Annotated in this window: 24 protein-coding genes and 1 pseudogene; 16 read left to right on the top strand and 9 right to left on the bottom strand. The window is 46.1% G+C overall.

The window, feature by feature from the left end:
- The first annotated feature begins 121 nt into the window (after positions 1-121).
- The 5 genes from mnmE (at position 122) to MF542_RS11760 (ending at position 5,913) form a co-directional block, all read left to right on the top strand.
- Positions 122-1,471 (top strand): tRNA uridine-5-carboxymethylaminomethyl(34) synthesis GTPase MnmE, encoded by a 1,350-nt coding sequence (gene mnmE / locus MF542_RS11780; RefSeq protein ID WP_247019599.1) that lies wholly within the window; start codon positions 122-124, stop codon positions 1,469-1,471.
- 129 nt (positions 1,472-1,600) lie between these two features.
- Positions 1,601-3,472, top strand: a complete 1,872-nt coding sequence (gene mnmG, locus MF542_RS11775; RefSeq protein WP_247019597.1) for a tRNA uridine-5-carboxymethylaminomethyl(34) synthesis enzyme MnmG — start codon at positions 1,601-1,603, stop codon at positions 3,470-3,472.
- Positions 3,473-3,485: 13 nt separating this feature from the next.
- Entirely contained in the window at positions 3,486-4,109 is a 624-nt protein-coding gene (gene rsmG / locus MF542_RS11770) for a 16S rRNA (guanine(527)-N(7))-methyltransferase RsmG (protein ID WP_247019595.1), read from the top strand.
- A 48-nt stretch (positions 4,110-4,157) separates the two neighbouring features.
- Positions 4,158-4,952 (top strand): ParA family protein, encoded by a 795-nt coding sequence (locus MF542_RS11765; RefSeq protein ID WP_247019593.1) that lies wholly within the window; start codon positions 4,158-4,160, stop codon positions 4,950-4,952.
- Between the two features lie 37 nt (positions 4,953-4,989).
- On the top strand, positions 4,990-5,913 hold the full coding sequence (locus MF542_RS11760; RefSeq protein WP_247019592.1) for a ParB/RepB/Spo0J family partition protein: 924 nt from the start codon (positions 4,990-4,992) through the stop codon (positions 5,911-5,913).
- A 73-nt stretch (positions 5,914-5,986) separates the two neighbouring features.
- On the opposite strand, the gene gshB is transcribed toward MF542_RS11760, so the two are convergent.
- From gshB to rsmI, 3 genes are read right to left on the bottom strand one after another with little or no spacing between them, the layout of a single operon-like run.
- A complete protein-coding gene (gene gshB / locus MF542_RS11755) occupies positions 5,987-6,934 on the bottom strand; it encodes a glutathione synthase (protein ID WP_247019590.1) in 948 nt (315 codons plus the stop codon).
- Between the two features lie 57 nt (positions 6,935-6,991).
- Entirely contained in the window at positions 6,992-7,354 is a 363-nt protein-coding gene (locus tag MF542_RS11750) for a YraN family protein (protein WP_247019588.1), read from the bottom strand.
- Between the two features lies 1 nt (position 7,355).
- Positions 7,356-8,228, bottom strand: coding sequence for a 16S rRNA (cytidine(1402)-2'-O)-methyltransferase (rsmI, locus tag MF542_RS11745; RefSeq protein WP_247019586.1), 873 nt, complete (start codon positions 8,226-8,228; stop codon positions 7,356-7,358).
- Positions 8,229-8,336: 108 nt separating this feature from the next.
- Between rsmI and MF542_RS11740 the strand changes: the two genes are divergently transcribed.
- The gene (locus MF542_RS11740) at positions 8,337-9,701 is read left to right on the top strand and encodes a penicillin-binding protein activator (protein WP_247019584.1); all 1,365 of its coding nucleotides are present in this window, start codon (positions 8,337-8,339) and stop codon (positions 9,699-9,701) included.
- On the opposite strand, the gene hemW is transcribed toward MF542_RS11740, so the two are convergent.
- The 3 genes and pseudogenes from hemW to rph all read right to left on the bottom strand — a co-directional run bounded on the left by hemW (position 9,702) and on the right by rph (position 12,209).
- The gene (gene hemW, locus MF542_RS11735) at positions 9,702-10,907 is read right to left on the bottom strand and encodes a radical SAM family heme chaperone HemW (protein WP_247019582.1); all 1,206 of its coding nucleotides are present in this window, start codon (positions 10,905-10,907) and stop codon (positions 9,702-9,704) included.
- Positions 10,885-11,412 (bottom strand): annotated as a pseudogene (locus MF542_RS11730) (non-canonical purine NTP pyrophosphatase); the annotation flags it as partial. The pseudogene MF542_RS11730 and the gene hemW, both read right to left, overlap by 23 nt.
- A gap of 74 nt (positions 11,413-11,486) precedes the next feature.
- Entirely contained in the window at positions 11,487-12,209 is a 723-nt protein-coding gene (gene rph / locus MF542_RS11725; RefSeq protein ID WP_247019579.1) for a ribonuclease PH, read from the bottom strand.
- Positions 12,210-12,369: 160 nt separating this feature from the next.
- Between rph and hrcA the strand changes: the two genes are divergently transcribed.
- The 7 genes from hrcA (at position 12,370) to MF542_RS11690 (ending at position 18,275) form a co-directional block, all read left to right on the top strand.
- Positions 12,370-13,407 (top strand): heat-inducible transcriptional repressor HrcA, encoded by a 1,038-nt coding sequence (gene hrcA, locus MF542_RS11720; RefSeq protein ID WP_247019571.1) that lies wholly within the window; start codon positions 12,370-12,372, stop codon positions 13,405-13,407.
- Between the two features lie 20 nt (positions 13,408-13,427).
- On the top strand, positions 13,428-14,033 hold the full coding sequence (gene grpE, locus MF542_RS11715; RefSeq protein WP_247019569.1) for a nucleotide exchange factor GrpE: 606 nt from the start codon (positions 13,428-13,430) through the stop codon (positions 14,031-14,033).
- A gap of 241 nt (positions 14,034-14,274) precedes the next feature.
- Positions 14,275-15,651, top strand: a complete 1,377-nt coding sequence (locus MF542_RS11710) for an MATE family efflux transporter (RefSeq protein ID WP_247019561.1) — start codon at positions 14,275-14,277, stop codon at positions 15,649-15,651.
- 153 nt (positions 15,652-15,804) lie between these two features.
- Positions 15,805-16,668 carry an alpha/beta fold hydrolase gene (locus tag MF542_RS11705; protein ID WP_247019559.1) on the top strand — a complete coding sequence of 288 codons (864 nt, stop codon included), beginning with the start codon at positions 15,805-15,807 and terminating at the stop codon, positions 16,666-16,668.
- A 9-nt stretch (positions 16,669-16,677) separates the two neighbouring features.
- The gene (locus MF542_RS11700) at positions 16,678-17,061 is read left to right on the top strand and encodes a hypothetical protein (protein WP_247019557.1); all 384 of its coding nucleotides are present in this window, start codon (positions 16,678-16,680) and stop codon (positions 17,059-17,061) included.
- Complete coding sequence (locus MF542_RS11695) at positions 17,058-17,249, top strand: helix-turn-helix transcriptional regulator (protein WP_247019548.1); 192 nt, start codon at positions 17,058-17,060, stop codon at positions 17,247-17,249. The genes MF542_RS11700 and MF542_RS11695 overlap by 4 nt, the downstream gene beginning before the upstream one ends.
- 72 nt (positions 17,250-17,321) lie before the next feature.
- Positions 17,322-18,275, top strand: a complete 954-nt coding sequence (locus MF542_RS11690) for a metallophosphoesterase (protein ID WP_247019546.1) — start codon at positions 17,322-17,324, stop codon at positions 18,273-18,275.
- Between the two features lie 58 nt (positions 18,276-18,333).
- Here MF542_RS11690 and MF542_RS11685 read toward each other — a convergent pair whose 3' ends face one another.
- Positions 18,334-19,917, bottom strand: a complete 1,584-nt coding sequence (locus tag MF542_RS11685) for a lysine--tRNA ligase (protein WP_247019544.1) — start codon at positions 19,915-19,917, stop codon at positions 18,334-18,336.
- 162 nt (positions 19,918-20,079) lie between these two features.
- On the opposite strand from MF542_RS11685, the gene MF542_RS11680 reads away from it, so the two are divergent.
- The 3 genes from MF542_RS11680 (at position 20,080) to MF542_RS11670 (ending at position 24,277) form a co-directional block, all read left to right on the top strand.
- Entirely contained in the window at positions 20,080-22,863 is a 2,784-nt protein-coding gene (locus tag MF542_RS11680) for an ATP-dependent DNA helicase (RefSeq protein WP_247019541.1), read from the top strand.
- On the top strand, positions 22,864-23,799 hold the full coding sequence (locus MF542_RS11675) for a DUF6492 family protein (protein WP_247019539.1): 936 nt from the start codon (positions 22,864-22,866) through the stop codon (positions 23,797-23,799).
- Positions 23,800-23,863: 64 nt separating this feature from the next.
- The gene (locus MF542_RS11670; protein ID WP_247019530.1) at positions 23,864-24,277 is read left to right on the top strand and encodes a tellurite resistance TerB family protein; all 414 of its coding nucleotides are present in this window, start codon (positions 23,864-23,866) and stop codon (positions 24,275-24,277) included.
- A gap of 21 nt (positions 24,278-24,298) precedes the next feature.
- Here the strand turns inward: MF542_RS11670 and MF542_RS11665 are convergent, their stop codons facing one another.
- Together MF542_RS11665 and MF542_RS11660 are read right to left on the bottom strand one after the other, a co-directional pair.
- Positions 24,299-24,913 (bottom strand): YceI family protein, encoded by a 615-nt coding sequence (locus tag MF542_RS11665; protein WP_247019528.1) that lies wholly within the window; start codon positions 24,911-24,913, stop codon positions 24,299-24,301.
- A complete protein-coding gene (locus MF542_RS11660) occupies positions 24,910-25,734 on the bottom strand; it encodes a hypothetical protein (protein WP_247019526.1) in 825 nt (274 codons plus the stop codon). Before MF542_RS11660 ends, MF542_RS11665 begins: the two co-directional genes overlap by 4 nt.
- Positions 25,735-25,769: the final 35 nt, after the last annotated feature.

Below are 25,769 nucleotides of genomic sequence, written 5' to 3'. Positions count from 1 at the left end.
TGGCCCTGAAAAATTTGCATTAAGAATGCGCTTAACTTCACTATAGCGGCTATAGCTTTCTTTTGCTAATGAACGCAAAGATTTGCTGCAATAAAAAACTGAGTGAAGAGCATTTAGTCTTATGATGATGGATACGATTTTCGCCTTGTCTTCTGGTGCTGGTACAGCTGGCGTTGCTGTTATCAGATTATCTGGTCCAAAGGCGCTAGAAGCCCTTATGATACTCTCGGGCAAAGATCTTCCAAAGCCTCGTATGGCTGCTCTCCGTGAGCTTAAAGATCACAGAACAGGTGTAAGGCTTGATAAATCTCTTGTGCTCACTTTCCCTGCACCCGCCAGTTTTACAGGAGAGGACGTGGTGGAGCTTCACCTCCATGGTGGGCGTTCTGTGATCACGGGTGTTCTTGAAGCTCTCACTGAAATTGATGGTCTCCGCATGGCGGAACCCGGTGAGTTCTCTAAACGTGCCTTCGAAAATGAGAAACTTGATCTTACGGAAGCTGAAGGCCTCAATGATCTAATTCATGCGCAAACAGCAGCACAGCGAGAACAAGCACTAAGACAGTTGGATGGTGCTTTAAAAAATCTTTACGAAGATTGGCGGGGTAGGTTGATTGGCCACCTGGCCCATCTGGAAGCAGATATTGATTTCCCTGATGAAGATTTGCCTGAAGGTGTGGCCGGTGCCGTACTCCCTAATATTACATCGCTTAGAGATGATATTGAGGGATACCTGAAAGATAATAAAAGGGCGGAAGCAATCCGTGACGGCTTCCGCATTGTTATCCTCGGCGAGCCAAATGCTGGTAAATCTACCTTGATGAACGCGCTCTCTAAATCTGATGTTGCTATCGTTTCTGATGAGAAGGGCACTACTCGAGATGTGATTGAAGTGAACCTTGACCTGGGTGGCTATCCTGTAAGGTTGATTGATACAGCTGGCCTACGGGAAGGTGAGGGAGATATTGAACGCGAAGGTATAAGGCGCGCTGAAAAGAAAGCTGAGGAAGCTGATCTTCGCCTTGTACTTGTTCGTGCTGATGGGTGGCCAACTATCCCTGAGGCAGCTTCCAAGTGGCTTGATGGAGATGCAATTCTCGTAATCACGCAAACAGATCGTGTTTCTATGTTTCACGTGAAACATGATGATGTACCAAGCGGTATGAAAGCTATCACCGCATCTGTAAGAGATAACGATGGTTTGGATGAACTTCTATCCACTGTAGAAGATTTTGTAAGGGAAGCGATGGCTCCCCGCGAACTACCATCCCTTACACGAGTACGACATAGAAAAGCGCTTGAGGACACCGTAGATCATCTTTACCGATTCGAGGATAATGCTGGCTTGGATCCTGTTTTAGCCGCGGAGGATGTTCGAATGGCTGCTCGATCGCTCGGTAAAATCACTGGCCGTGTTGGTGTGGAAGATATGCTGGATGTTGTGTTTTCTGATTTTTGTATCGGAAAATGATGTTTCACGTGAAACATGCGCCGCGCACATAGCAGCTTAGCTTTGACTTAACCCTTATTTCTTATTATACCCAGCGCCTGTTTTGGTGTGCTGTATGCACGTCCTGATGTTTTGCCATTGGTGAATTGAATGACTGATTTTGATGTAATTGTTGTGGGTGGTGGGCATGCTGGCTGTGAAGCAGCAGCAGCTTCTGCGCGTGTTGGTGCTAAAACTGCACTGGTTACTCATAAGCTTGAGACCATTGGTGAGATGTCTTGTAACCCCGCGATTGGTGGTTTGGGTAAGGGTCATCTAGTACGTGAGATTGATGCACTTGATGGCCTGATGGGGCTTGTTGCTGATAGCGCTGGTATTCAGTACCGGCTTCTAAACCGTAAAAAAGGGCCAGCAGTACAGGGACCCCGCGCACAATCTGACCGCAAGCTTTACCGCAATGCCATGCAGGCAATTCTGAATGACTATGAAAATCTTTCACTGGTTGCTGGCGGCGTTGAGGACCTGATTGTAAACCGAGATGGTGATAAACCTGTTATCGAAGGTGTGGTGTTGATGGATGGCACTAAGCTATCCGCAAAAGCTGTTGTAATTACTACAGGAACTTTCCTGCGCGGTCTTATTCATATTGGTGAAACAACAACACCAGCGGGCAGGGTGGGTGAAGCTCCCGCTCTTGGACTTTCTGATACCCTTATGGATATAGGGTTTGATCTTGGGCGCCTTAAAACCGGAACACCTGCGCGTCTTGATGGACGTACGATTGATTGGGATCAGTGTATCGAGCAGCCAAGTGATGAAGATCCTGTGCCGTTTTCTTTCCTTACAGAGAAGGTTACAGTGCCGCAGATTAGTTGTTACCTAACACGTACCACAGCTCGTACTCACGAAATTATCCGCGATAACCTGCATCGGGCACCTATGTATAGTGGGAAAATTGATAGTAAGGGACCGCGCTATTGCCCTTCTATTGAAGATAAAATCGTCCGCTTTGCAGATAAGGATAGCCACCAGATATTCCTTGAGCCTGAAGGACTGGATGACCATACGGTGTATCCTAATGGTATTTCTACTAGTTTGCCTGAAGAAGTACAGAAGGATTTAATAGCGTCTATTCCTGGCTTAGAGAATGCAGAGATTATTCAGCCAGGTTACGCTATTGAATATGATTTTATTGATCCGCGCGAACTTAAAGTAACACTTGAAACACACCGTGCAGGTCAGCTGTATCTAGCTGGTCAAATCAACGGCACCACCGGTTATGAAGAGGCCGGCGCACAAGGATTGATGGCTGGCACAAACGCTGCTCTTAAAGCTATAGGTGAAGAAACACCTTTTGTGTTGGACCGGGCAGATGCTTACATAGGTGTAATGCTTGATGATTTGGTAACTCAGGGAACGCGTGAACCCTACCGCATGTTTACATCGCGGGCTGAATACCGCCTTCTTCTTCGTGCTGATAATGCTGATCAGCGTCTGACAGATAAAGGGATAGAGGTTGGCCTTGTAAAAGAAGAGCGTAAGCAATCCTTTAATAAAAAGAAGCAAGCTCTTGCTGAAGCTAAAGAAATTCTGAAATCTTTAAGCCTTACACCGAATGAAGCAGAAAAGGCTGGTTTGAAGATTAAGCAGGATGGTGTTCGTCGTGATGGAATGGTGTTGCTTGGTTTTAGCACAATTAATTTTGCACGCCTGAAAGATATTTGGCCTGATGAACTTTCCGTTGTTGAAACTAAAATTTCAGAGCAGCTTGAAATAGACGCGATGTATCAGGGCTACCTCGAGCGTCAGGAACAGGATATTGCTGCCTTCAGGAAAGATGAAGAAAAGGTCATTCCTGAAGATCTGGATTTCGCTGATATTCCCGGACTTTCCAATGAAATGCAGGAAAAGTTTAAAGAAGCACGTCCAGCAACGCTTGGAGCAGCTGCTCGTATAGCAGGGGTTACACCAGCAGCACTTACTCTTCTTCTTGGTCATATCAAAAAACGTTCTGCCGCGTAATATAGAGAAATTTATGTCTTACAGCTTTTCTGATCTTGAACGTGATTTAGATGTTTCACGTGAAACACTGGATAAAATTAAGGTCTATGGCGATCTATTAGTTAAATGGCAGAAGGCCAAGAACTTAGTCTCTAACAGTACTCTCGATGACATCTGGAGACGCCATTTTCTCGATTCGGCACAAATGGCACCACTTCTTAAAGAGCGATTCGGTGAAAAGCAGATCAAAATGCTTGATATTGGTTCAGGAGCCGGCTTCCCGGCACTTGTTCTTGCAAGCATGGGAGTTGGCGAAGCTCATATGGTGGAATCAGTCGGCCGTAAGTGTATTTTTATGCGTCAGGTTTCACGTGAAACATCCGCAAACGCGCAGATTCACAACGTTCGTATCGAAGAACTAGAGCCGTTTGACGTTGATATTGTTACCTCCAGAGCATGCGCTCGTGTGCTTCAGTTGATGAATTGGGCTAAACCTTTCCTCAAAGAAAATGTAGAAATGTGGCTTCTGAAGGGAGAAACTGCAGAAGAGGAATTGACCGAAGCTCAAGCTTATTGGAAGATGGATATCAACCGCTTTGATAGCCTATCGGACCCGAGCGGGGTCATCTTAAGGCTAAGCAACATAAAACAGCTGTAACAGTATGTAAAAATTGCCTTTATTGGCAAAACGGGGGAGTTTTCTGGAATGTCTAACGGGCAAGCTCATATTATTGCTGTTGCTAACCAAAAGGGTGGGGTTGGCAAAACAACAACAACGATTAATCTGGCTACTGCTATGGCTGCAGTGAAAAAGCGGGTGCTTATTCTGGATTTAGATCCTCAAGGAAATGCCAGCACAGGTTTTGGTATCGATCGCGGAGCCCGTGAAATTACTTCGTATGATGTTGTACTTGGAGCCGCACCGCTTGGTGATGCTGTTCTCGAAACAGAAGTACCAGGACTTTCTATTATACCGTCTACCGTTGATCTTTCTGGTGCTGACCTTGAACTCGCAGAGCTTCCTCAGCGTAATTTCCGCCTAAAACAGGCGTTTGAGAAGGCATCTGCTTACGATGAATATGATTATATTCTCATAGATTGCCCACCATCTCTCTCGCTTCTTACCATTAATGCCTTGGTTTCAGCGGATAGTGTGCTTGTACCGCTTCAGTGTGAGTTTTTTGCTCTCGAGGGCCTTAGTCTTCTTCTAAAAACTATTGAGCAAGTTAAAGCCAGCCTGAACCCAGAGCTGGAAATTAACGGTGTGGTACTCACGATGTTTGACAAACGGAATAATTTGTCAGAACAAGTGGCAGAAGATGTTCGTGCATATTTGGGCGATAAGGTTTATCAAACTGTGATCCCGCGGAATGTAAGAATTTCAGAGGCACCGAGCTTCGGTAAGCCAGCTATTCTTTATGATCATCGCTGCACAGGCAGCCGAGCTTATATTGAATTGGCACGAGAAGTACTTGGGCGTGGCAGTAAAATAGCTGCTTAAAATAATTAAATAAAAACAATTAGTTAGGGTTTATATAATGGCAAAAAATGCTCGTAAAGGGCTGGGAAGAGGGCTTTCAGCACTTCTGGCAGATGATAGACCAGCATTAAATACAGTTTCAGAAAAAACTGCTATTCAGGACGGTACAGGTTCTGATGGCGCGCCAAGTGGCCGCCGCCGTCTGCCTATAGAATTCCTTGAAAGAAATGCTGCCCAGCCGCGTGTGCATTTTGATGAAGAGGCACTTAATGAGCTTTCTGCCTCAATTAAAGAAAAGGGGCTGTTACAGCCAATCCTTGTTCGTGAATTAGGCCCGGAGAAATTCCAGATCGTTGCAGGTGAGCGGCGCTGGCGTGCATCACAGCGTGCAGGTATTCATGAAGTACCAGTTGTGGTGAAGGAACTGAGCGATACCGAAGTTCTTGAAATTGCTATCATAGAGAATATTCAACGCCAGGATCTGACTGCTATTGAAGAGGCTATTGGCTACAAGCGTCTGATGGAGGAATTCAAGCATACGCAGGAAGCCGTTGCAGAGGTGGTTGGTAAAAGCCGCAGTCATGTAACTAACCTTCTTCGCCTCTTAACACTGCCTGAAGAAGTACAGCAGATGGTGGCTCGCGGTGACCTCTCTATGGGGCATGCCCGTACACTGATTGGTAGTAGCGATCCGCTTGAACTGGCAAAACGGGTAGTAAAAGAAGGGCTTAGCGTACGCCAGACAGAAGCTTTAGCTAACGAAAGCAAAGGCAAACAGAAGCGTCAACCACGTCCAGGTGGTACTGGTTCAGCCAAGAAGAAAGATGCGGATACTATCGCGCTCGAGAAAGACCTTACAGCGGCGGTTGGTATGAAAGTATCTATCGAACATGAAGGCGAGGCTGGCAAGGTAGTTATCGCTTATGAAGACCTTGAAAAGCTTGATGAGCTTTGCAGTAAGCTTGGTGTTTGTGGATTCTAAGTATCTGAATATATTAAAGAAAAAGGCTGTGATCGATTTCACAGCCTTTTTTATTGGATATTGTATGAAGTAGTTAATTCAGTTTTTCTTCTAGAGCATCCCAAATTACTGCCTCAAGGCTTACACCATCAAATTGGTTTACTGACTGAAGGCCTGTGGGGGAGGTTACATTAATCTCGGTGAGCCAATCACCGATCACATCAATGCCTACAAAGGTAAGGCCGCGGCTCTTAAGCTCAGGCTTCAAGCGCTCGCAAATCTCCACTTCGCGCTCTGTAAGCCCTGATCTCTCAGCGGAACCACCAGCTACAAGGTTTGAACGAATTTCACCCTTTGCCGGTACACGGTTAATAGCACCAACGGCTTCGCCGTCTACAAGGATAATGCGTTTATCGCCTTTAACCACATCAGGCAGGAACTGCTGTACCATCACAGGTTCACGGCTTGAAGCCAGGAACATTTCCATTAGGCTACCAAGGTTGCTGTCACCTTCCTTCAGATGGAATACACCGGCACCGCCATTTCCATACAGTGGTTTTACTATGATCTCACCAAAATCAGCGCGGAATTTCTTAACTTCGTCTTCACGGCGAGTGATAAGGGTAGGCGGCATTAAATCTATGAATTTAGTTACAAAAAGCTTCTCTGGCGCATTTCTTACTTCAGCGGGGTTATTTACAACCAGCGTTTCATCAGCGACAAGCTCAAGAAGGTGGGTGGCAGTGATATAGGCCATATCAAATGGTGGGTCCTGGCGCATCCAAACGACGTCCATATCCGCAATTTTAATGCAAGCAGCTTCGCCAAAAGTGAAATGATTGCCTTCTTCACGGCGCACCGTAACAGGGCGTGCTTTCGCATATACCACACCTTCGCGGTAGCTCAGGTCTTCAGCAAGATAGTGCCAAAGTTCATAGCCACGGGCCTGTGCTTCCAGCATCAGAACAAAGGTACTGTCGCCATTTATATTCACAGTTTCCATAGGGTCCATCTGGAATGCGACCTTGCGCTGTGTTGCCATAATTTAATCCTTACTTGCTGGAAACATATTTAATTATTGAGGTTTAGCCAGATAACATTAAAAGCCCGGCCGCCACGCATCCTTGATATGGGCCGGAAGGCGCTTTGGTGCAATGGCTATTACATCAAACCTAAGTGAATATTTTTCAAAAGATTGGGTTTTTAGCCAGTCTTCAGTGGCATGAACTATTCGCTGCTGTTGGCGTGGTGTTACTGCATAGAGGCTGTTTTCACGGGTTTTGTGGGCTTTTACCTCGACAATCAGGATTTCACAACCGCGCTTGCAGATGATATCTATCTCTCCGCGCTTTGAGCGAAACCGTTCTTCAAGAATAGTATATCCTTTAAGGCGCAACCAATTGGCTGCAATTTTTTCGGCCTTTCGGCCTCTGGCTTCGCTTTTTTGGCGTTCTGTCGTCAAACTAGTTTTTCCCCGAAAGCTCCAAGGCTCTATTATACAGTTCTTTCTTCTTTATGCCTGTTAAATCAGAAACGAAGCTGGCAGCATCTTTCACCCGCATATAGGTAAGGGCTTTTTCAAGCAGTTTATCTGTATCTGCTTCCACGCTGCCAGTTTGCTTGATTGTTTCTTTATCTGGTGCACTTAGAATAACTACTACTTCACCCTTTGGTGGGCCACTTTCTGCGTAGTGAGCTGCTATATCATTTAAGTTGCCTCTAACAACTTCTTCGAATTTCTTAGTAAGTTCGCGACAAACAGCCACTTTCCGGCCTTCAAGAACTGAAGCGGCATCTTCAAGGCATGCGGGTAGGCGTTTTGCGCTCTCATAAAAAATAAGGCTGGCTTTTGTATTTTTCTCAGCCTCGAACCATTCGGTTCTGGCTTTGGTTTTATTGGGCGGAAACCCCATAAACATAAAACGGTCGGTTGGTAGCCCTGCGAGTGAAAGAGCAGTAACGAGAGCACAGGGGCCCGGGATTGCAGTTACCCGGTGACCCGCTTCGCGAGCTTCATCTACAAGTTTATAGCCTGGGTCTGAAATTAGCGGTGTACCTGCATCAGAAACCAAAGCGACAGAAGCGCCTTCTGCGATTTTGCCAAGGATTTTTGGTCGCTGAATCTCGCCGTTATGCTCATGATATTGAATAAGAGGTTTCTTGAGAAGAAGGGCTGACAGGAGCTTGGCTGTAACCCTGGTATCTTCACAAGCAATATAATTCACCCCTGATAAAATCTCATTAGCTCGTTTGCTTACATCACCTAAATTGCCAATAGGCGTAGCAACAATATAAAGCCCAGCTGATATTTTTTGCCCTGACCTGATTTCAGCCATCTTTTTGATCCAAATTAATACTTTAAAAAACTGTAGCAGTATTTTACAGCAACACAAATTTTGAGTAGGTTCCACATACGCGGTACCGATTGTTTAAGAAGGGCAGTTATGCTGGAAGGCATTCAAAAATCAAAGCTGAAAGTGATGATTGTTATCACACTTGGTTTGTTTTTGGCCTCTTGTGGAGGTGAAACGCCTGCTCCGGTAACGCGGACAACTGTCCCTGATATAGAACAGCCTTCTGATACAGCACAGGAAAACATCCTCCCTGATGAAACTTCTGTGGGTACGCTTCAAGTTGAAGCAGAAGAAGATATTATTGTTGGTATCATGCTTCCGCTTTCTGGTTCCGAAGGGGAAACAGGAAAAGCTCTTCTGCGTGCAGCCACGATGGCGCTGTTTGATGCATATAACCCAAGTGTAAAGCTTCTGCCGTTTGATACGCAGGCGGATTATGCACAAACTAAAATTGTTGCGGAACAGGCCATAGAAGCTGGCGTTTCTGTGGTTATTGGACCTCTTCTTGCCAGTAATGTTGAAGCTGCGGGGGATGTGCTTGCACCTCACGGTATCACTCTCATTGGTTTTTCAAATGATAGTGGTGTGGCGAAAGAAGGCCGTTTCATTATGGGCTTTATGCCTGAAACTGAGGTGAAGCGTGTGCTGAATTATGCGTACCAAAGCGGAATGCGGAAATATGCAGCACTTGTGCCCCAAGGCAGGTATGGGAACCGCGTGCAGGCCATTTTTGGTGAAACAGTAAGTTCAGCTGGTGCTGATATCCTCGCCATTGAAAGCTATCCTCCTGATATGGAAGCTTTAGAAGACCCAGTAAAGCGTATTGCAAGCTATGATGAGCGCCGGAAAAATCGCCGTGATGAAATCCGTTTTCTTCGCTCTCTTAGAGATGATCTTACGGATGAAATCGCGGACGATATTGAGAAAAGTGAAGTTCTCGAAGATGTAGAATATGAAGCTATCTTGCTGCCGGAAGGTGGCGATCTTCTTAAAAATCTCGCACCACTCCTGCCTTTTTATGAGGTAGACCCAAACAAAATTAAGCTTCTTGGTACAGGCCTTTGGAGCGATGAAAGCCTCCTTAGGGAACCTCCTCTTCAAGGTGCTTGGTTTGCTGGTCCTCAACCGGAAGCACCATTATCTTTTATGGCGCGTTTTGAAGAAGCTTACGGTGAAGTACCACCACGTATCGCTACGCTCGCGTATGACGCTATGTCGCTTGTTTCTTTCCTGATCAGGGAAGATATGGATGTAAACTCAGTAAAAGATCGTTTTTCTGCTGATATATTAACCAGTGAAACAGGTTTTATGGGGGTTGATGGTCTGTTCCGCTTTTTGCCTGACGGTACGATTGAACGCACACTTGCGGTTCTTGAAGTAAATCGGCGCGGGTTTAAAGTGATTGATCCTGCCCCTGAAGCTTTCCCTAGCTTTGGCTTCACACTCAGCCGCTAATCAGGTTACAAGCTTTTGCAGTATGTAATTTAACAGAGGTCGCCCTTTAGCTGATAACTGCAGTTTATCGCTTCTATCAGTGATAAAACCATCAGTTTTCATGTTCAATAGTTCTGTATTATTGATAATCTGGTTTGCGGGATAACCAAATCTTTGTTCCCAAGCGGCTATATCAACACCGTCCCTTAGGCGTAGTCCCATCATCAATGCTTCCACAGCTCTGTCTTCGGCATCCACATATTCTAGGGTTTCGAGGCCTGTGCCGTTTGCTTCAACAGCTTTCATCCAGTCCTCAGGGCGTTTGATTTGCGCGTGCGCATATGCGGAACCGTGGTCCTGCGCAGGAAGCCTGCCGTGCGCACCTGGGCCAATACCTACATAATAACCCCCCTGCCAGTAACAAAGATTATGCTGGGATTCCTCGCCTGCAGCTGCGTGGTTGGATGTTTCGTAGGCGGGTAGACCTTTGGCCTCTGTTAATTGCTGCGTCAGACCATACAGTTCTGCTGCTTCGTCTTCATCAGGCAGGGTAAACTTACCCCTGTGGAACTGGTGGTAGAAGGCCGTGCCTTCTTCAATAGTAAGCTGATAGAGTGATAGGTGTGTAGGATCAAAGGCCAAGGCTTCTTTAAGTTCGGTTTCCCAATCTGTAAGGCTTTGCTGAGGTCTGGCATAGATTAAATCAAAGCTAACTCTATCAAAGTTGTTTCGTGCAACTTCTAAAGCTTTCAGGGCTTCGCCAGCATTATGCAATCTGCCAAGAAACTTTAAAGCATCATCTCTAAGTGATTGAATACCAACAGAAAGTCTGTTTACACCAGCTTGTTTGTAAGCTTGAAACCTTGAAGCCTCCACACTTGAAGGGTTTGCTTCCAGCGTTATTTCAATTCCTCGGTTTGGCGCCCAGTGTTTTTGAATGGCTTCAATAACAACATATACTGTTTCTGGCTCCATCAGGCTTGGTGTGCCGCCACCAAAGAAAATAGATTTGGCAGAAAGGTTTGGAAACTTTGTCGCCATGGTTTCAATTTCCTGCACGAGGGCATTTCGCCATGTTTCATGTGAAACATGATCACGTACGTGGCTATTGAAATCACAGTAAGGGCATTTTTTTTGGCAAAAAGGCCAGTGCACATAAATGGCAGCTGGCCCTTTGTAATCACTACCCTTAAGGGCAGGCAGGTTATTTGGTGTCAAAGCAGGCATTGATTAACTGTTTGAACGCATCTGCACGGTGGCTCATAGCGTGTTTTTCTGTTGGCTCAATTTCCGCAAATGTTTCTGTACGGCCATTTGGAACAAATATTGGATCATAACCAAACCCTTTATCGCCGCGCATTGGCCAGGTCAGTTCACCAAATACTTTGCCTTCAAAGCTTTCCATGTGTCCATCAGGCCATGCAAGCGTTAGGGCACATGTGAAATTTGCTGTACGGTCTTTCGTATCACCCATTTTTTCATTTACCGCAGCCATTGCTACGTTGAAATCTTTTGATGGTCCAGCCCAGCGAGCACTGTAAATACCTGGTTCACCGCCGAGAGCTGCTACTTCAAGGCCACTATCGTCTGCAAGAGCAGGGATGCCTGCCGCTGTCGCTGCGGCCAACGCCTTAATTTCAGCGTTTGCAATAAAAGTAAGGCCATCTTCTACTGGTTCTGGCAAATCCAGTTCGCCCGCAGAAATAGTTTCCACACCGAAGGGAGCCAGAAGCTCCCCAATTTCGCGTACTTTGCCTTTGTTATGGCTGGCGATGATCAGTTTGTTACCATCAAACTTGCGGGCCATTAGGTGTATTCCTTAATCGCTTCTTGCTGAGCTTTACCAATGGTGTCACAGCCCATACGCGCAAGCCTTAGGAGACGGAGGAATTCTTCTTCACTGAATGGTTCTTCTTCTGCAGTACCCTGAATTTCCACGATGCCGCCTTTACCCGTCAGAACAAAATTAGCATCTGTCTCTGCAGCGCTATCTTCATCATAATCCAGATCAAGTACTGGCGTACCTTGGTAAATACCGCAGCTAATAGCAGCAATGCTGTCAATTAGCGGCATCTTTGCCATATGGCCTTCGTTATACATCCAGGTAAGACACTGGTGGAGAGCAACATACGCGCCAGAGATAGAGGCTGTGCGTGTACCGCCGTCGGCCTGAATTACATCACAGTCAATGCGAACCTGTTTTTCACCGAGATCTTCAAGGTTAACAACCGCGCGCATTGCCCGGCCGATAAGACGTTGGATTTCCTGTGTCCGGCCTGTTTGTTTACCTTTGGCTGCTTCACGGTTCATGCGGCTGTGCGTAGAGCGTGGCAGCATGCCATATTCCGCTGTGATCCAGCCTTTACCAGTGTTTCTAAGCCATGGCGGTGTGTTTTCTTCAAAGGTTGCTGTTACCAGCACATGCGTATCACCAAATTTTACGAGGCAGCTGCCTTCCGCATGTTTTGAAAATCCAGGGATCATTTCAATTTGGCGCATTTCATCAACGGCACGTCCGCTTGGTCGCATGTCTTGTCCTTCAAGTAAGAGATAATTTTTATTGATGCTTCTTCTACAGTGAGAAGGGCTTCCCGTCAAAGGATAGAAGGGCTGGAACTCTTAATTGACGCGCTTATATATGCTTTTTAGGATAGGCCTCTGATGCTTGCAGAGATTGGTTTGGTTTTCTATGTCGCTTTCCAGTTTTAATGAACGGTCAATTACCATTTTCCGGCAGATAGTTGAAACCTATCTGGATACCGGCGATCCGGTTGGTTCGCGGACTCTTAGCCGCACGGAGGGTATTTCTGTTTCGCCAGCAACCATTAGAAACACCATGGCTGATCTGGAGGAAGCCGGGCTTCTTATTTCCCCGCATACCTCAGCGGGCCGTATCCCCACAGACCTTGGTCTCCGTTTGTTTGTAGATGGTTTGATGGAAGTGGGTAACCTCACGAAAGACGAACGAGAATCTATTAAAGGTAAGTGTGCACAGGAAGGCCGCTCTGTTGAAGATGTACTTGGTGAGGCTTCAAAGGCTTTATCTGGCCTTTCCCAGTGTGCATCCCTTGTAATGGTGCCAAAGCAAGAGCTTGCAGTGAAGCATATTGAGTTTGTCTCTATCGCACCAAACCGAGCTCTTGTTGTGCTTGTTTCAGAAGATGGTGCGGTTGAAAACAGGATTATTGATCTCCCCATCGGCTTGCCGCCATCTGCGCTTGTGCAGGCGGGTAATTATTTGAATAGCCGCCTTGTGGGGAAAAGCCTTGAAGAAATGAAAGCTGCCATCCAGTTGGAGCTATCCAGCAGACAGGCAGAACTAGATGGGCTCACATCCAGAATTGTGGAAAGCGGGCTTGCTGTTTGGGCTGGTGGCGAAGAGCATCCGGCATCGCTTATTGTATCCGGGCAATCCAATTTACTTCAGAATGTAGGGGCCGCGGATGACCTGGAGCGGGTAAAACACCTTTTTGAAGAGCTTGAGCGTAAAAAAGACTTGATCAAATTGATGGAACTCGCCAAAGACGGGGGCGGAGTGCGCCTGTTTATTGGGGCAGAGAATAATTTATTTTCCCTTTCGGGTTCATCTGTCGTTGTTTCTCCCTATATGAACGGTGCAAATAAAATTGTTGGTGTGATTGGGGTCATTGGTCCGACACGGCTGAATTATGCACGCATTGTCCCGATGGTTGATTACACCGCCCAAGTGGTAAGCCGCCTTTTGTAAGGCTAAACTGAGTATTAGAGATGACTGACGAACAAAAACAAGAAGCTGCAGACGAAGGCTTGACCCAAGAAGAAATCGATGCTGCTGAGCAGATCGTTGAAGATGATGAAAAGATTGATTTTGCCGATGGTGCTGACGCGGAAGAAATCGCCAAGCTTCAGGCTGAAGTAACTGATCTTAAAGATCGCCTGCTGCGCTCCGCTGCGGAAACAGAAAATGTACGCCGCCGTGCTGATAAAGATAAGCAGGATGCCAGTGCTTACGCTGTAACCAACTTCGCTCGTGATATGCTGAATGTTGGCGATAACCTGCGCCGTGCGCTTGATAGCCAACCGGAAGAAGTTTCTGATGATATGAAAGCCTTCGTTGAAGGCGTGGCGATGACAGAGCGTGAGCTTCTGAACACCATGGAAAAATACGGCATCAAGAAAATTGAGCCAGAGGTTGGTGAGAAGTTCGATCATAAATTCCACCAGGCTATGTTCGAAGTGCCAACAGAAGATCATCCAAATGGTTCTGTAATGCAGGTTGTTGCAGCAGGTTATGTGATTAAAGATCGCCTCCTACGTCCTGCAATGGTGGGTGTTGCTAAAGGTGGTGCTCCTAAAGTAGATACTGAAGCCTAAGGCACTTCAGCCAATAACAAAGCTTAGAAGGCCCTGTATTTCTGCAGGGCTTTTTTATTTGATTGCTTGACAAAAAGCGGGGGCTTTCCTAGCTAAAGGCTTGGTTATAGAACACCTGCCATCCGCATATTTCGGTGAAGTTCTATCTTTGATTTATTTTGTTTTCTTCTTTGCATCGCGCAAAGGATGGCAACGCGGGCCCTATCCTGATGAGGCGTTTGATGCGTGAGGAGAACAGAATATGTCTTCAACGTTGAATGTTGATTTTACCAGAGGGCCAATGGGCACTCTTTATGCCAAAACGGCAATTCCCATTATATTCGTAATGGTACTCAACGGCTTGGTAGCCGTTGCTGATGCTATGTTTCTTGGGTGGTATGTTGGTGCAGATGCACTTGCAGCGGTGACGGCCGTTTTTCCAGCTTATATGATGATCATTGCTCTTTCTGTGCTTGTATCTTCAGGTATGGCCAGTTTACTGGCAAGAAGCCTAGGCGGCAGTAAGAAAGCTGAGGCTGAACAGGTTTTTACATCCGCTCACGGACTGACAGTTTTTATCAGTTTTGTATTGATAGCTGGTTTTTACCTGTTTGGTGACTTTGCTGTTGCTCTTGTTGTTGCAGGGAATGGCCATATCGCAGAACAAGCACACCTTTATCTCGGGATTAATATCTATTTCACGCCGATATTATTTTTTCTATCGGTGAATTCTGATGCTCTCAGAAATGAAGGACGTTTAGGCTTAATGGCTGGTGGAAGCTTGGCCGTATCGCTTTTGAATATAGGGTTTAACTATATCTTTATTGTTGAGATGGATTGGGGTGTTGCTGGATCAGCTTATGGAACGGTTACCGCTCAAATATTGGCTCTGTTTCTTATTTTTTACTTTCGAATGAAAGATGAACAGCTAATTAGTCCTGCGGTTTTATTCGGAAATAAGCTTGTTGTTGGTTGGAAGGCAATAATAGGGCTAGGCATTCCGCAAAGCCTGAATTTTATGGGAATGGCTTTGGTTTCTACAGTGATCTTGTTTGCTCTTCAGGGAACGCCTTCCGATACCTATACGACCACTGTCTCTGCGTACGGTATTATTACCCGGGTTATGACATTTGTTTTCTTTCCGCTGCTTGGTTTGGCGCAGGCAATGCAAACTATTGTGGGGACCAATTATGGCGCCCGGAATTGGGAAAGAAGTGACCGAGGTTTAAAAGCAGCATTGATAATAGCAGGCCTGTATGGGGTATCTACTCAGATACTATTCACCTTTTTCCCGGCAGAGATTGGTGAAATATTTGTTAGTGAAGCATCAGTGATAGCTGAAGTTTCTCGGGTTTTACCTATTATGGTCAGTGCCTTTTTTATCTCTGGCCCCCTTATGATGATAGCCATGTACTTTCAGGCGATAGGGAAAGCAGGAAAAGCTGCCATACTCGGTATTTCCAAACCTTATCTGTTTACTGTTCCTCTTTTATTCATAGCGGTGAATGTATGGGGAGCGAAAGGACTTTGGTATGCCTTCCCTATGGGGGAAGTGGCCCTTTTGGTACTTACTATGGGAGTACTTTTTCTTTCCAACAGAAAACATCATATGAAATTCGGTGTGTTTCAACATTTCTAACGATCAATACAAACCCCACTCAATGGTGGGGTTTGTCATGTTTTGGCGTGATATTTTACATAATGACAAATATACTTGACATAATGTCGTGTGTGCTTATATGTAAAGCAAGCTAGACATTATGACAGGTAGTCACGACAGGAGGATCATATAATGAAATGCTTGATGATAAGAATAGCGGTTGTTGCATTCCTTGCCTTTGGCATGATTTCAGATATGGCGAAGGCGGATATAGAACAGTTTGGAAACAAAGGTGGTGAAACCCTTGTTTTCATTCCTGGGCTTGCTTCAAGCGGTGAGCTTTGGCAGCCGTGGGTGAAGCAGTTTGAAGCAACGCACAATATTTTTGTGGTGACTGCACCTGGGTTTGCAGGCGTTGCCCCAAGAGCAGAACTTGATGGTTTCCTTGCGAAAACAGTGGAAGAAGTTCGCTCAGAGCTTAAGAAAAACAATGCTGAAAATGTAAAGGTAGTTGGCCATTCCATTGGTGGATTGATGTCTCTTATGCTTGCGAATGCTGCGCCTGAGATGATTGAAAAGGTAGTGGTAGTGGATAGCGCACCTTTTATGGCTGGTTTGTTCGTGGCTGGTATTTCACCAGATGCCGCTAAAACACAGGCTAGATATATGAAAACAGCGATGATGAATATGCCGCGTGATGCATATGATCAGCAGCAGAAAATGGGTTTGCGTATTCTTTCAAACACGCCTGAGTTTATTCCAACTCTTGTGGAATGGTCTGAAACGTCTGATCAGGCAACAGTCGCTACCGCTTTCTCTGAAGCATTTGGAACAGATTACCGCGATAGTTTGCCAACAATAAAAGCAGAAGTCCTTATGCTTGCGGCAACAGCGGAGCAGATGCCTCTTAAAAAAGATGCACTTACGGCTTTTTATGCTGACCAATATAGCGGCGTTAAAAATTTCACACTGCAAATGGTGGATGATAGCTTTCATTTCATTATGATTGATCAGCCAGAAGTGTTTACAGCAGCTCTAGAAACGTTTCTAAAATAGGGGGAAACCATGACAACACCTGCAAAGAAATATATGAAATCAATGGTTTTGGCCTTCTCGGCGTATGCTTTTATCCTGATAGGAGTAAATATCGCCCTGAAGCAAATCGAATTCCCACAGTGGCAACAGATTATCTTGGCCCTTCTACCGATGTTCCCTGTGTTTCTGGTTCTTCGAGCTGCTTTAGAGTTCTCTAGAAGCTGGGATGAGCTTCAGCGTAAGAAGGCAATGGAAGCGACACTGATCAGCTTTTTACTTGTGGGTTTCAGTACTTTTGCCTATGGCTTTCTCGAAGGAATTGGGTTCCCTAAATTGCCTATTATTTGGGTGATGCCAATGATGATGGGCGTGCAAGGACTGGCGCAAGCTTATGTTGCGAGAAAATACGAATGAAAAACCGCTTAAAAGTTTTACGCGCTGAAAGAGACTGGAGCCAACAGGTTTTGGCTGAAAAAATTGGCGTATCGCGGCAAACGATTAATTCAATCGAACGCGGGAAATATGACCCCAGCTTGCCACTTGCCTTCAGTTTTGCCCGAATTTTTGAATGCGCAATTGAAGATATCTTTCAGCCTGAATAGGGCTTATAGTCCCACAAAATAATTATAATCAGCCTGCATATTCTGCGGGTTGATTTTTGTGTGGAGGATATCATGAAACAGGCATTAACTGGTTTGGCCGTGTCAGCACTAGGGGTAACATCCGTGTTGGCAGATGATCAGAAGGGGTTTGAATTCCTTGCATTTGGTGACATGCCTTATGGTGGTAGCCAGATTAATTATCTGGAACAAGCTGCTAAAAAGCTGAAAGCTTCTGATATTCCTTTCGCTCTTTTCTTTGGTGATATGAAAAGCGGTGGTAAACGCTGTAGTGAAAAGCGTTACGAAGAAAACCTTAGCGCCATTTTTAGTATTACTGAAAAGCCTGTTTTTCTGACCCTCGGTGATAATGACTGGACTGACTGTGACCGTAAGGGCGATAATGAGCTGGCAAAGCTCTATGAAATCCGTGAACGAGCTTACCGCAGTGATTATTTACCTGAAAACCGCACGACTATGAATATTAACCGGGATACCAGCTATCCGGAACTTGTTCGTTTTCAGTATCAAAATCTTTATGTCACCACACAGCATATTGTTGGTACGGGGAACGGGCGTGAAGAAGTTGTGGCGAACAACAAAAATGAAATCCTGATAGCTGTTGATCTAAGAGACGCCAAAAACAAAGCCTGGCTTGAAGAAAGCTTCCATGCTGCTGCTGAGGCAGATGGTATGGTGGTGTTTATTCATGCTGATGTTACAGAGGATTCCTCTTTTCTTGGTAAAGAAGCTTGTGGGAGTGGTCTTCAGGAAAACTGTGATCCCTATGCGAGCTTTATACAAAACCTGAAAGAAAAAGCTGCGGCTTATGAAAAGCCTGTGCTTCTTATCCACGGTTCCACCAAGGTCCACTGCGTTCAACAGGGTTTTCTCAGCGAAGATAACCTTACACGTTTCAATGGAGCAGGGGATGGTGTTCTCGATCTTTCCTTTGTGAAATGGAATGGAAAAACCGGGTTTGAGTTTAAAAGCTTTAATACGGGAAAAAACGTTAAAGCCTGCGATTAAATATAAAAAAGCCCGGTAACTCTGCCGGGCTTTTCAGTATTCGTTTATGTGCCAAGCGTTATGCTGCCAGCTCTCCAGCAAGGCCTGCTTTTACGAGCTTAATGCTATCTTCAAGACCGTACAGCGCAAAGAAGCCACCCATACGTGGGCCCTGGCTTTGGCCAAGAAGTACTTCATAACAGGCTTTGAACCATTCACGCAGGTTTTCAAATTCAGCGTCTTTACCAGCTGAGTAAACCTCTGTCATGATCACTTCAGCGTCTGTCTCATTTGCGTCAAGTGCGCCAAGGCGGCCGATGAGGCTTTCAAACGCTTTGCTTTCCTGCTCGTTTGGCAAGCGGAAGCTCTTTGTTGGTTTTACAAAGTCTTCATAATATTTGAGTGCGTAATCCATCAGGCGGTCAAGTGCCGGGAATTTCTCTGCGGTTGCACCTTCAGCATATTTGCTCACAAAGCCCCAAAGCGCTTCTTTCTCTTCTGTATTTGCCACAGAAACGAGGTTCAGAAGCAGCGCGAAGCTTACAGGCAGGCTTTCTGACGGAACATTACCACCATGGATGTGCCATACAGGGTTTTTATAGCGGTCTGCCAGTTCCTGTGTTTGGTACTTCGCCAGGAAAGTATAATATTCGTCTACAGCCTTTGGGATCACATCAAAATACAGGCGTTTCGCTTTCCGTGGGCTCTGGAACATGTAAAGCGATAGGCTCTCAGGGCTTGCGTAAGCGAGCCATTCTTCAATAGAGATACCGTTCCCTTTGGATTTGGATATTTTTTTGCCTTCCTGATCAAGGAACAGCTCATAGCTCAGCGCCTCTGGTGGTTGGCCACCAAGGATACGACGGATGATAGAAGAAAGCTTCACACTTTCATCCAGATCTTTACCCGCCATCTCGTAATCCACATCAAGGGCATCCCAGCGCATAGCCCAGTCAACTTTCCACTGGCATTTCACATTACCGCCGGTTACTGGCACTTCGATGCGCTCACCCGCTTCTGTTTCAAAACTGATGATGCCCTTTTCAGGATCTTCCACACGAACAGGAACCTGCAGCACGCGGCCTGTATCTGGGTCAATCGGCAGGAACGGGCTGTATGTTTGCTGGCGCTCTTCACCAAGCGTTGGTAAGATCACTTTGATTACTTTGTCATAGTTGCGGCAAAGCTTTAGTAGCGTCTCGTCAAAGCGGCCTGATTTGTAGCATTCAGTTGCGGAGTAAAACTCGTAATCAAACCCGTACTGATCAAGGAAAGCCTGCAGGCGTGCGTTATTATGCTCACCAAAGCTATTGTGTGTACCGAACGGGTCTGGCACCTCAGTGAGAGGCTTACCTAGCGCACCTTCAAGAAGTTCTTGGTTTGGCACGTTTGTTGGCACTTTCCGAAGGCCATCCATATCATCTGAGAAACAAATAAGTTTTGTTGGAATATCAGAAATTTCCTGGAAGGCACGCATCACCATTGTTGTGCGGGCGACTTCGCCGAATGTACCAAGGTGCGGCAGGCCTGATGGGCCATACCCTGTTTCAAACAGAATATATCCCTTTTCCGGCGCGCCAGATTTATAGCGTTTGACCAGCTTTTCTGCTTCCTTGAAAGGCCAAGCGTTGCTGGATAGAGCTAAATCTACGTCTTTTGTCATAAGCGTCACCGTTATTTATAGGTTTCTGTTTGGTTTAAAACTCGCGGAAGCTAGGGTTTCTAAGGGCTTTCGTCAAGAAAAACACCAATATGTTATGGCATAAATTCTATAAAATCACATTAGCGGGTGTTTTTTACGAATGCATAACATTATGCTCCGCCCATGTCTGACTTATTTGGCCCGGATTTAGTAGTTGAAGCTGACCGTGCGGGAGCCTCCTTAGAGGCTATACCTGTGGCGGTGGTTGGCGTGCGCTTTGTCACCATTCTTACGGAACACGGCGAGTTTGAAGAACTTGACCATGAAACAGCAGCAAAACGCCTAAGCACAAAGGCGCATATGCTGGTGAACCGGGTTATGGCGGCACGCAGGCTTGGTATGCCGTACCTACGAGCATATGATCTGCTAGAATTATACGCATTCGTTCGGCCTGCTCGCTATTGTTTGCCGACAGTACAGGGCCTTCTTGAAGCTTTGGTACTTGATAAAAACACAGACACTCATGAAGACATCTGCCTCGCTCTTCATACGATTGCGGAGCGGCTTTTATCTGATATGGCGGCAGAAACCTACCGCTACAGGGCTGGAGGCGGCCGGGTTTTGATGATGATGGCCAAAGCGGGCTGGACATGGGGCCCACTTGCGCTTGGGTATATGGAAGAATTTGCTGACCATAGCCGTGAAGATGGTTTGCTGGTCTGGACATCTCTTCCTGAATGGGAAGATGGGGCACCGCCGCCGCCGCCAGGTGATGAAGCGATTGAACCGGAGGAAAGCCTTTCAAGGCTCACAGAACTTTTGGGGAATGGATCAGAACAGCGCGAAGGGCAAAAACGTTATGCTGCTGCTGCTACCCATGTGTTCAGGCCGCGTGAAATGCTTGAAGGGCCGAATATCCAACTTCTTGAAGCAGGGACCGGCACAGGGAAAACCCTCGGGTATATCGCACCCGCAAGCCGCTGGGCTGAACGGAATGATGGTGCCGTTTGGCTATCCACTTACACAAAAAACCTACAGAGGCAACTGGATCAGGAGCTTTCCAAGCTTTATCCAGACCCTCGGGTTAAGGATAAACGGGCAGTTATCAGAAAAGGCCGTGAAAACTACGCCTGCCTTCTGAATATTGAGGAAACCACCCGTGCAGTAATGATGCGTACTAACCCAAATCAGGGTGAAGACCGGGATAAAATCCTGATCGGGCTTGTAGCTCGCTGGGCACGTTATACCCGTGACGGTGATATGATCGGTGGGGATTTTCCAAGCTGGCTTGGTGCTCATTTTGGGGTAGGGCGTATTGCAGGGCTCACTGACCGTAGGGGTGAATGCCTCTATTCCGCCTGCGCACATTTCAGGCGCTGTTATATTGAAAAATCTGCCCGCAAAGCAAAACATGCTGATCTTGTGGTAGCGAACCATGCGCTGGTGATTGCGCAAGCGGTTTCGAGGATTGGAGACCCTGATCTTCCAAAACGTTTGGTGTTTGATGAAGGACACCATGTTTTTGATGCAGCAGATAGTGCATTTTCCCTGAATTTATCCGGGCTTGAAGGTGCCGAACTCCGGCGCTGGATCAGAGGCAAAGAAAGTGGTGGCAGCACACGGGCAAGGGGGCTTAAAAGCCGGCTGGAAGAGCTTGTTGCTGATGATATGGATGCACAGAAGCTTCTAGAGGAAACCCTTGAGGCTGCGCGTTTGTTACCGTCAGATAACTGGATGGGCCGCGTTGCGGGTTCTGCTCCGGTAACGCGGTTTGAAACTTTCCTTATGCATATCAGGGCACAAGTGCTTACCCGCGCTGATGGACGGGGACCGCATACCATTGAGTGTTCAATCGCTGATCCAATTGAAGGATTGGTGGAAGCGGGGCAAGCTCTGTTTGAAGGGCTCGCTGCGCTTTCACAGCCTATGTCAGGGCTTTCAAACCTTTTGATAAAACGGCTAGATGAAGATTCTGATGTACTTGATAGCACCTCTCGTGGCCGGTTAGAGAGTTCAGCGAGGTCGCTGAAACAGCGCGCAGAGATTGTTACCAACTGGGCTGCTATGGCTGAAGGCCTTGGAAAGCTATCGCCTGAGGGCTTTATTGACTGGTTTGAGATAGAGCGTATTGATGGCCGCGAACGGGATATCGGGTATCACCGCCATTTCATAGACCCAACCAAACCATTTTCAGAATGTGTACTTGCAGAAACCCACGGAACCCTGATTACATCCGCAACGTTGAGAGACAAAGCGACTGAAGTGGAAGATTGGCAATCGGCTGATATGCGAACAGGTGCTCAGCATCTGATGGTGCCGCCAAAGCGGCTTTCAGTTTTGTCCCCTTTTGACTACCCGAAATCTACCAAGGTGTTGATAGTTGGTGATGTGAATAAAATGGATGCTGTTCAAGTGGCGGCGGCATACCGGGCACTCTTTATGGCATCTGGCGGTGGAGCTCTTGGGCTATTCACTGCTATTAGTCGTCTCAGAACAACTTATGAATATATCGCTGGGAACATGGAAGAAAACGGCATGCCGCTTTATGCGCAGCACGTAGATCCCGTGGATACCGCAACGCTTGTTGATATTTTCAGAGATGATCCTAATAGCTGCCTGTTAGGTACTGATGCTGTGCGGGACGGGGTGGATGTACCCGGTGATAGCCTGCGTCTTATTGTATTTGATCGTGTTCCTTGGCCGCGACCAACCATTTTGCACAGAGCACGCCGGAATGCTTTTGGCGGCAGGCACTATGATGAAATGCTTACCCGTCTCAAGCTCGCGCAGGCTTTTGGCCGGCTTGTGCGGCGTGCGAATGATCGCGGCGTGTTTGTGATGCTGGACGGCCAAACCCCAACGCGGTTGATGGAAGCAATGCCTGAAGGGGTGGAAATTGAACGAGTTGGTCTGGCGGAAGCTGTAAAGAGTGTTCGGGAGTTTTTTTCGTCGGAAGGAACTAATTAAGTGAGCCGGCAGCTAGATATTGTAACGATTACGTATCGCGATGAGGTGAATCTACTTAGGCTTCAGGCTAGATCTCTTGCCAAATATGTTGAGCCTGATCTGATTGGTACTATCCATATTATTGTTAATGACCGAGCGCACCGTTTTGTTACAAAATCTCTGGATAACTATGTTTTGGGGGACTATGGGCTTCTGCAGGATAAGGTGAAACTGCACTCTTATGATGCTGTCGCAGGACAAAAACTAAAGAAGATAGGCTGGCGAAGTCAGCAAATTCTCAAGTTAATGGCTAGTCAGGTTGTTGAAACAGAAGAATATTTGGTTCTCGATTGTAAGAACCATTTTATACGTAATGTGACGGAACAACACTTCTTTACAGAAGAGGGTAAACTTAAAAGTTACCAGCATGCTTTGGTTTCCCATTTCAGAAAGCAGTTTGATAAAGCCCTTATGTATCTGGGAGCAGACCTTCCTGAAAATTTTAAGAATGCTTTACCTACGGTTCCCCCTTTTCTTTTCAAAACTCAAATCGTAAGAGCTTTGATTTCTGATCTTGTTGAAACAGATGAAAGAAACTTCCCTGAAATCTTTATGCAGGAAGGGTTTACAGAGTTTTACCTGTATCAGGCCTATCTGATAAAATGTTTTGGAGGGCATGGTAAGTTTTATGAAGAAACTGGACGTGGTGCGATTTCCATTCTTGCTTCAAAATCAGATAAGCTCGAGGAAATTGAGGGTGTACTTAGTCGCCTAAGCGAGGAAAATATAAAATGCCTTGGAGTGCACCGGGAAATTATTGAAAACAGATGTCTCTTAAATAGACAGTTGGTTTCAGAAACATGGTTGGAATTTGGTTTAATTTCAGCGGTTGAAGAAGCGAAAGAATTTTGGGCGGAAGCTTCATGGGTTAAACGAAAGCGCTTTTACCTATTTTAAATAAATCCATTTACATACCGTCACTGATTGGCGATAAATCGCCTTAAGAAAAGGAGAGCTATGTATGTCTACAATTAGCCCTGAAACCGCTTTGGTTTATACGATGGTGACAGTTGCCGCATCTGATGGACAACTATCTGATACAGAACTTACCCGAATGACAGGCCTTGTTGGCTATCTGCCGGCCTTTCGTGATTATAATATTGAGCGTTTGCGCCAGGATACAGATACATGTGTGGATCTAATGCAAAGCGAAGAAGGCTTAGATGCTGTACTTGGCCTTGTAGCTGAAGCAGTGCCTGAAACACATATTGATCTTGTTTACGCACTTGCATGTGAAGTTGCTGCATCTGATAGTTCATTGAGCCAGGAAGAACTTCGTCTTCTTGAGATTATCCGCCACTTCTTTGATATTGACCGCCTGACAGCGGCAGCGATTGAACGTGGCATTGCAAGCCGCCAGAAGAGCTTTGCTTAAGAAATTTATCACCCGTGTGTTTTAGTTCGCGCGGGTGAATTCTGCTTCCAAGATCAGATTAACCTCATCACCCACCAGCGGTAGCCACTGCTTTAGATTAAAATCTGACCTTTTGAAGCGACCTTTCCCTGAAAAACCAATGGTTTTCTTACCTGTGGCGGGGTTTGTGCCGCTACCGATAAATTCAGCAGATAAAGTTATCTCTTTCCTAATACCCCTGATGGTCAGGTTTCCGACAATCTCCGCCGTTTTTTCGCTTGTAAGCTGAATGCGAGCGCTTTCAAAGCTAGCGTAGGGATAGTTTTCACTATCAAACATCCCATCTGCTCTCAGCATGTTATCGAGTGCTTCACTGTTGGTATCCACAGATGCCATATCAATACGCGTATAAAGCTGAGCATCTTGAGGTGCTGCCGGATCAATTACAAGAGAGCCTTCAATCTGGTTAAAACGACCATGATGGAGTGAAAAACCCAAGTGATTAACCGAAAAGATGATGTTGGCATGAGTTGGGTCCAGTTCATAACTACCAGGCACAGCTTTGAGCGGGTCATCATTTAAAGGATACACAATTCGCGCCACAGAAGCACAGCCTGCAAGTGTCAGGAAAAGCAGAGCTATGAAAGGGTATCTCATTCCTTTAAGCCTTCTGCATATTCAATAAGCCATGGATCAAGCTTGTAAGTTGGTTCTGATTTTTCGTCTTCGATAGCCACGAAGAGAGAGGCTGTTTTTAGTCTTTTTTTAAGGAGCTTTTTATCACCAGCTTTAAGGGCTTCGAGCAGCCCACGGCCGATCGTGATAAAATACTGATCAAGCGGAGAATTCCGTTCCGCCTTGATAAGTTTTTCGGCTTCTATAACAGCTTTTGCTCGTTCAGCTTTTTTACCGCGGGCAAGAAACTTCACGTATTCAAGTTGAAGGCCCGTATCAAATTCACCGCGTAATTTGCCTTCTTCAAACATTTCCTTGGCAATGCTTTTCTTGGCACCTAATGCCATGCGTGCGAAGAAGCCTGCGGCATAGACTTCAGAATGCCACGTTGCATAAGCTCCGAAGCTTTCGGCTTTTTCACGGTGTTTGGAAATAAGATTAAATAAGAGCGCGCGCGCGATGTTAGCGTGATCTGTTGCTCTTTTTCGTTTACCTTCAAAACTAAGTGCCGTTGATAGTGCAGCTGTAATTTCAAAGTTGTCTAGGTCAATTTTAAAAGCTTCTGTGCAGCTTTCGATTGTCAAATGTAGAGTTTTAACAGCGAGCTGGCCTTTATCTATGGTCCCGCCTTGTGCAACGCCAGCAAGACAGCCAAGGGCATATCTTTCCTTTTCTGTGCTCAAGGTTGCGGCATGAAGAGCTTCTTCATAGTTACCCTTTTCATACGCCCTCCAACCAGTAGCAATATCGGCGGAAGCAGGGGAAGATATGAATATAAGCGTCAAAAGTAATATGTGTTTCATATTCAGTATCCTAGCGCGAGAAACCTGAATAAACA

Origin of the sequence: Kordiimonas laminariae, assembly GCF_023008165.1 — a bacterium.
Lineage (GTDB): Bacteria > Pseudomonadota > Alphaproteobacteria > Sphingomonadales > Kordiimonadaceae > Kordiimonas > Kordiimonas laminariae.
This window is presented reverse-complemented; position numbering and strand designations above follow the sequence as displayed.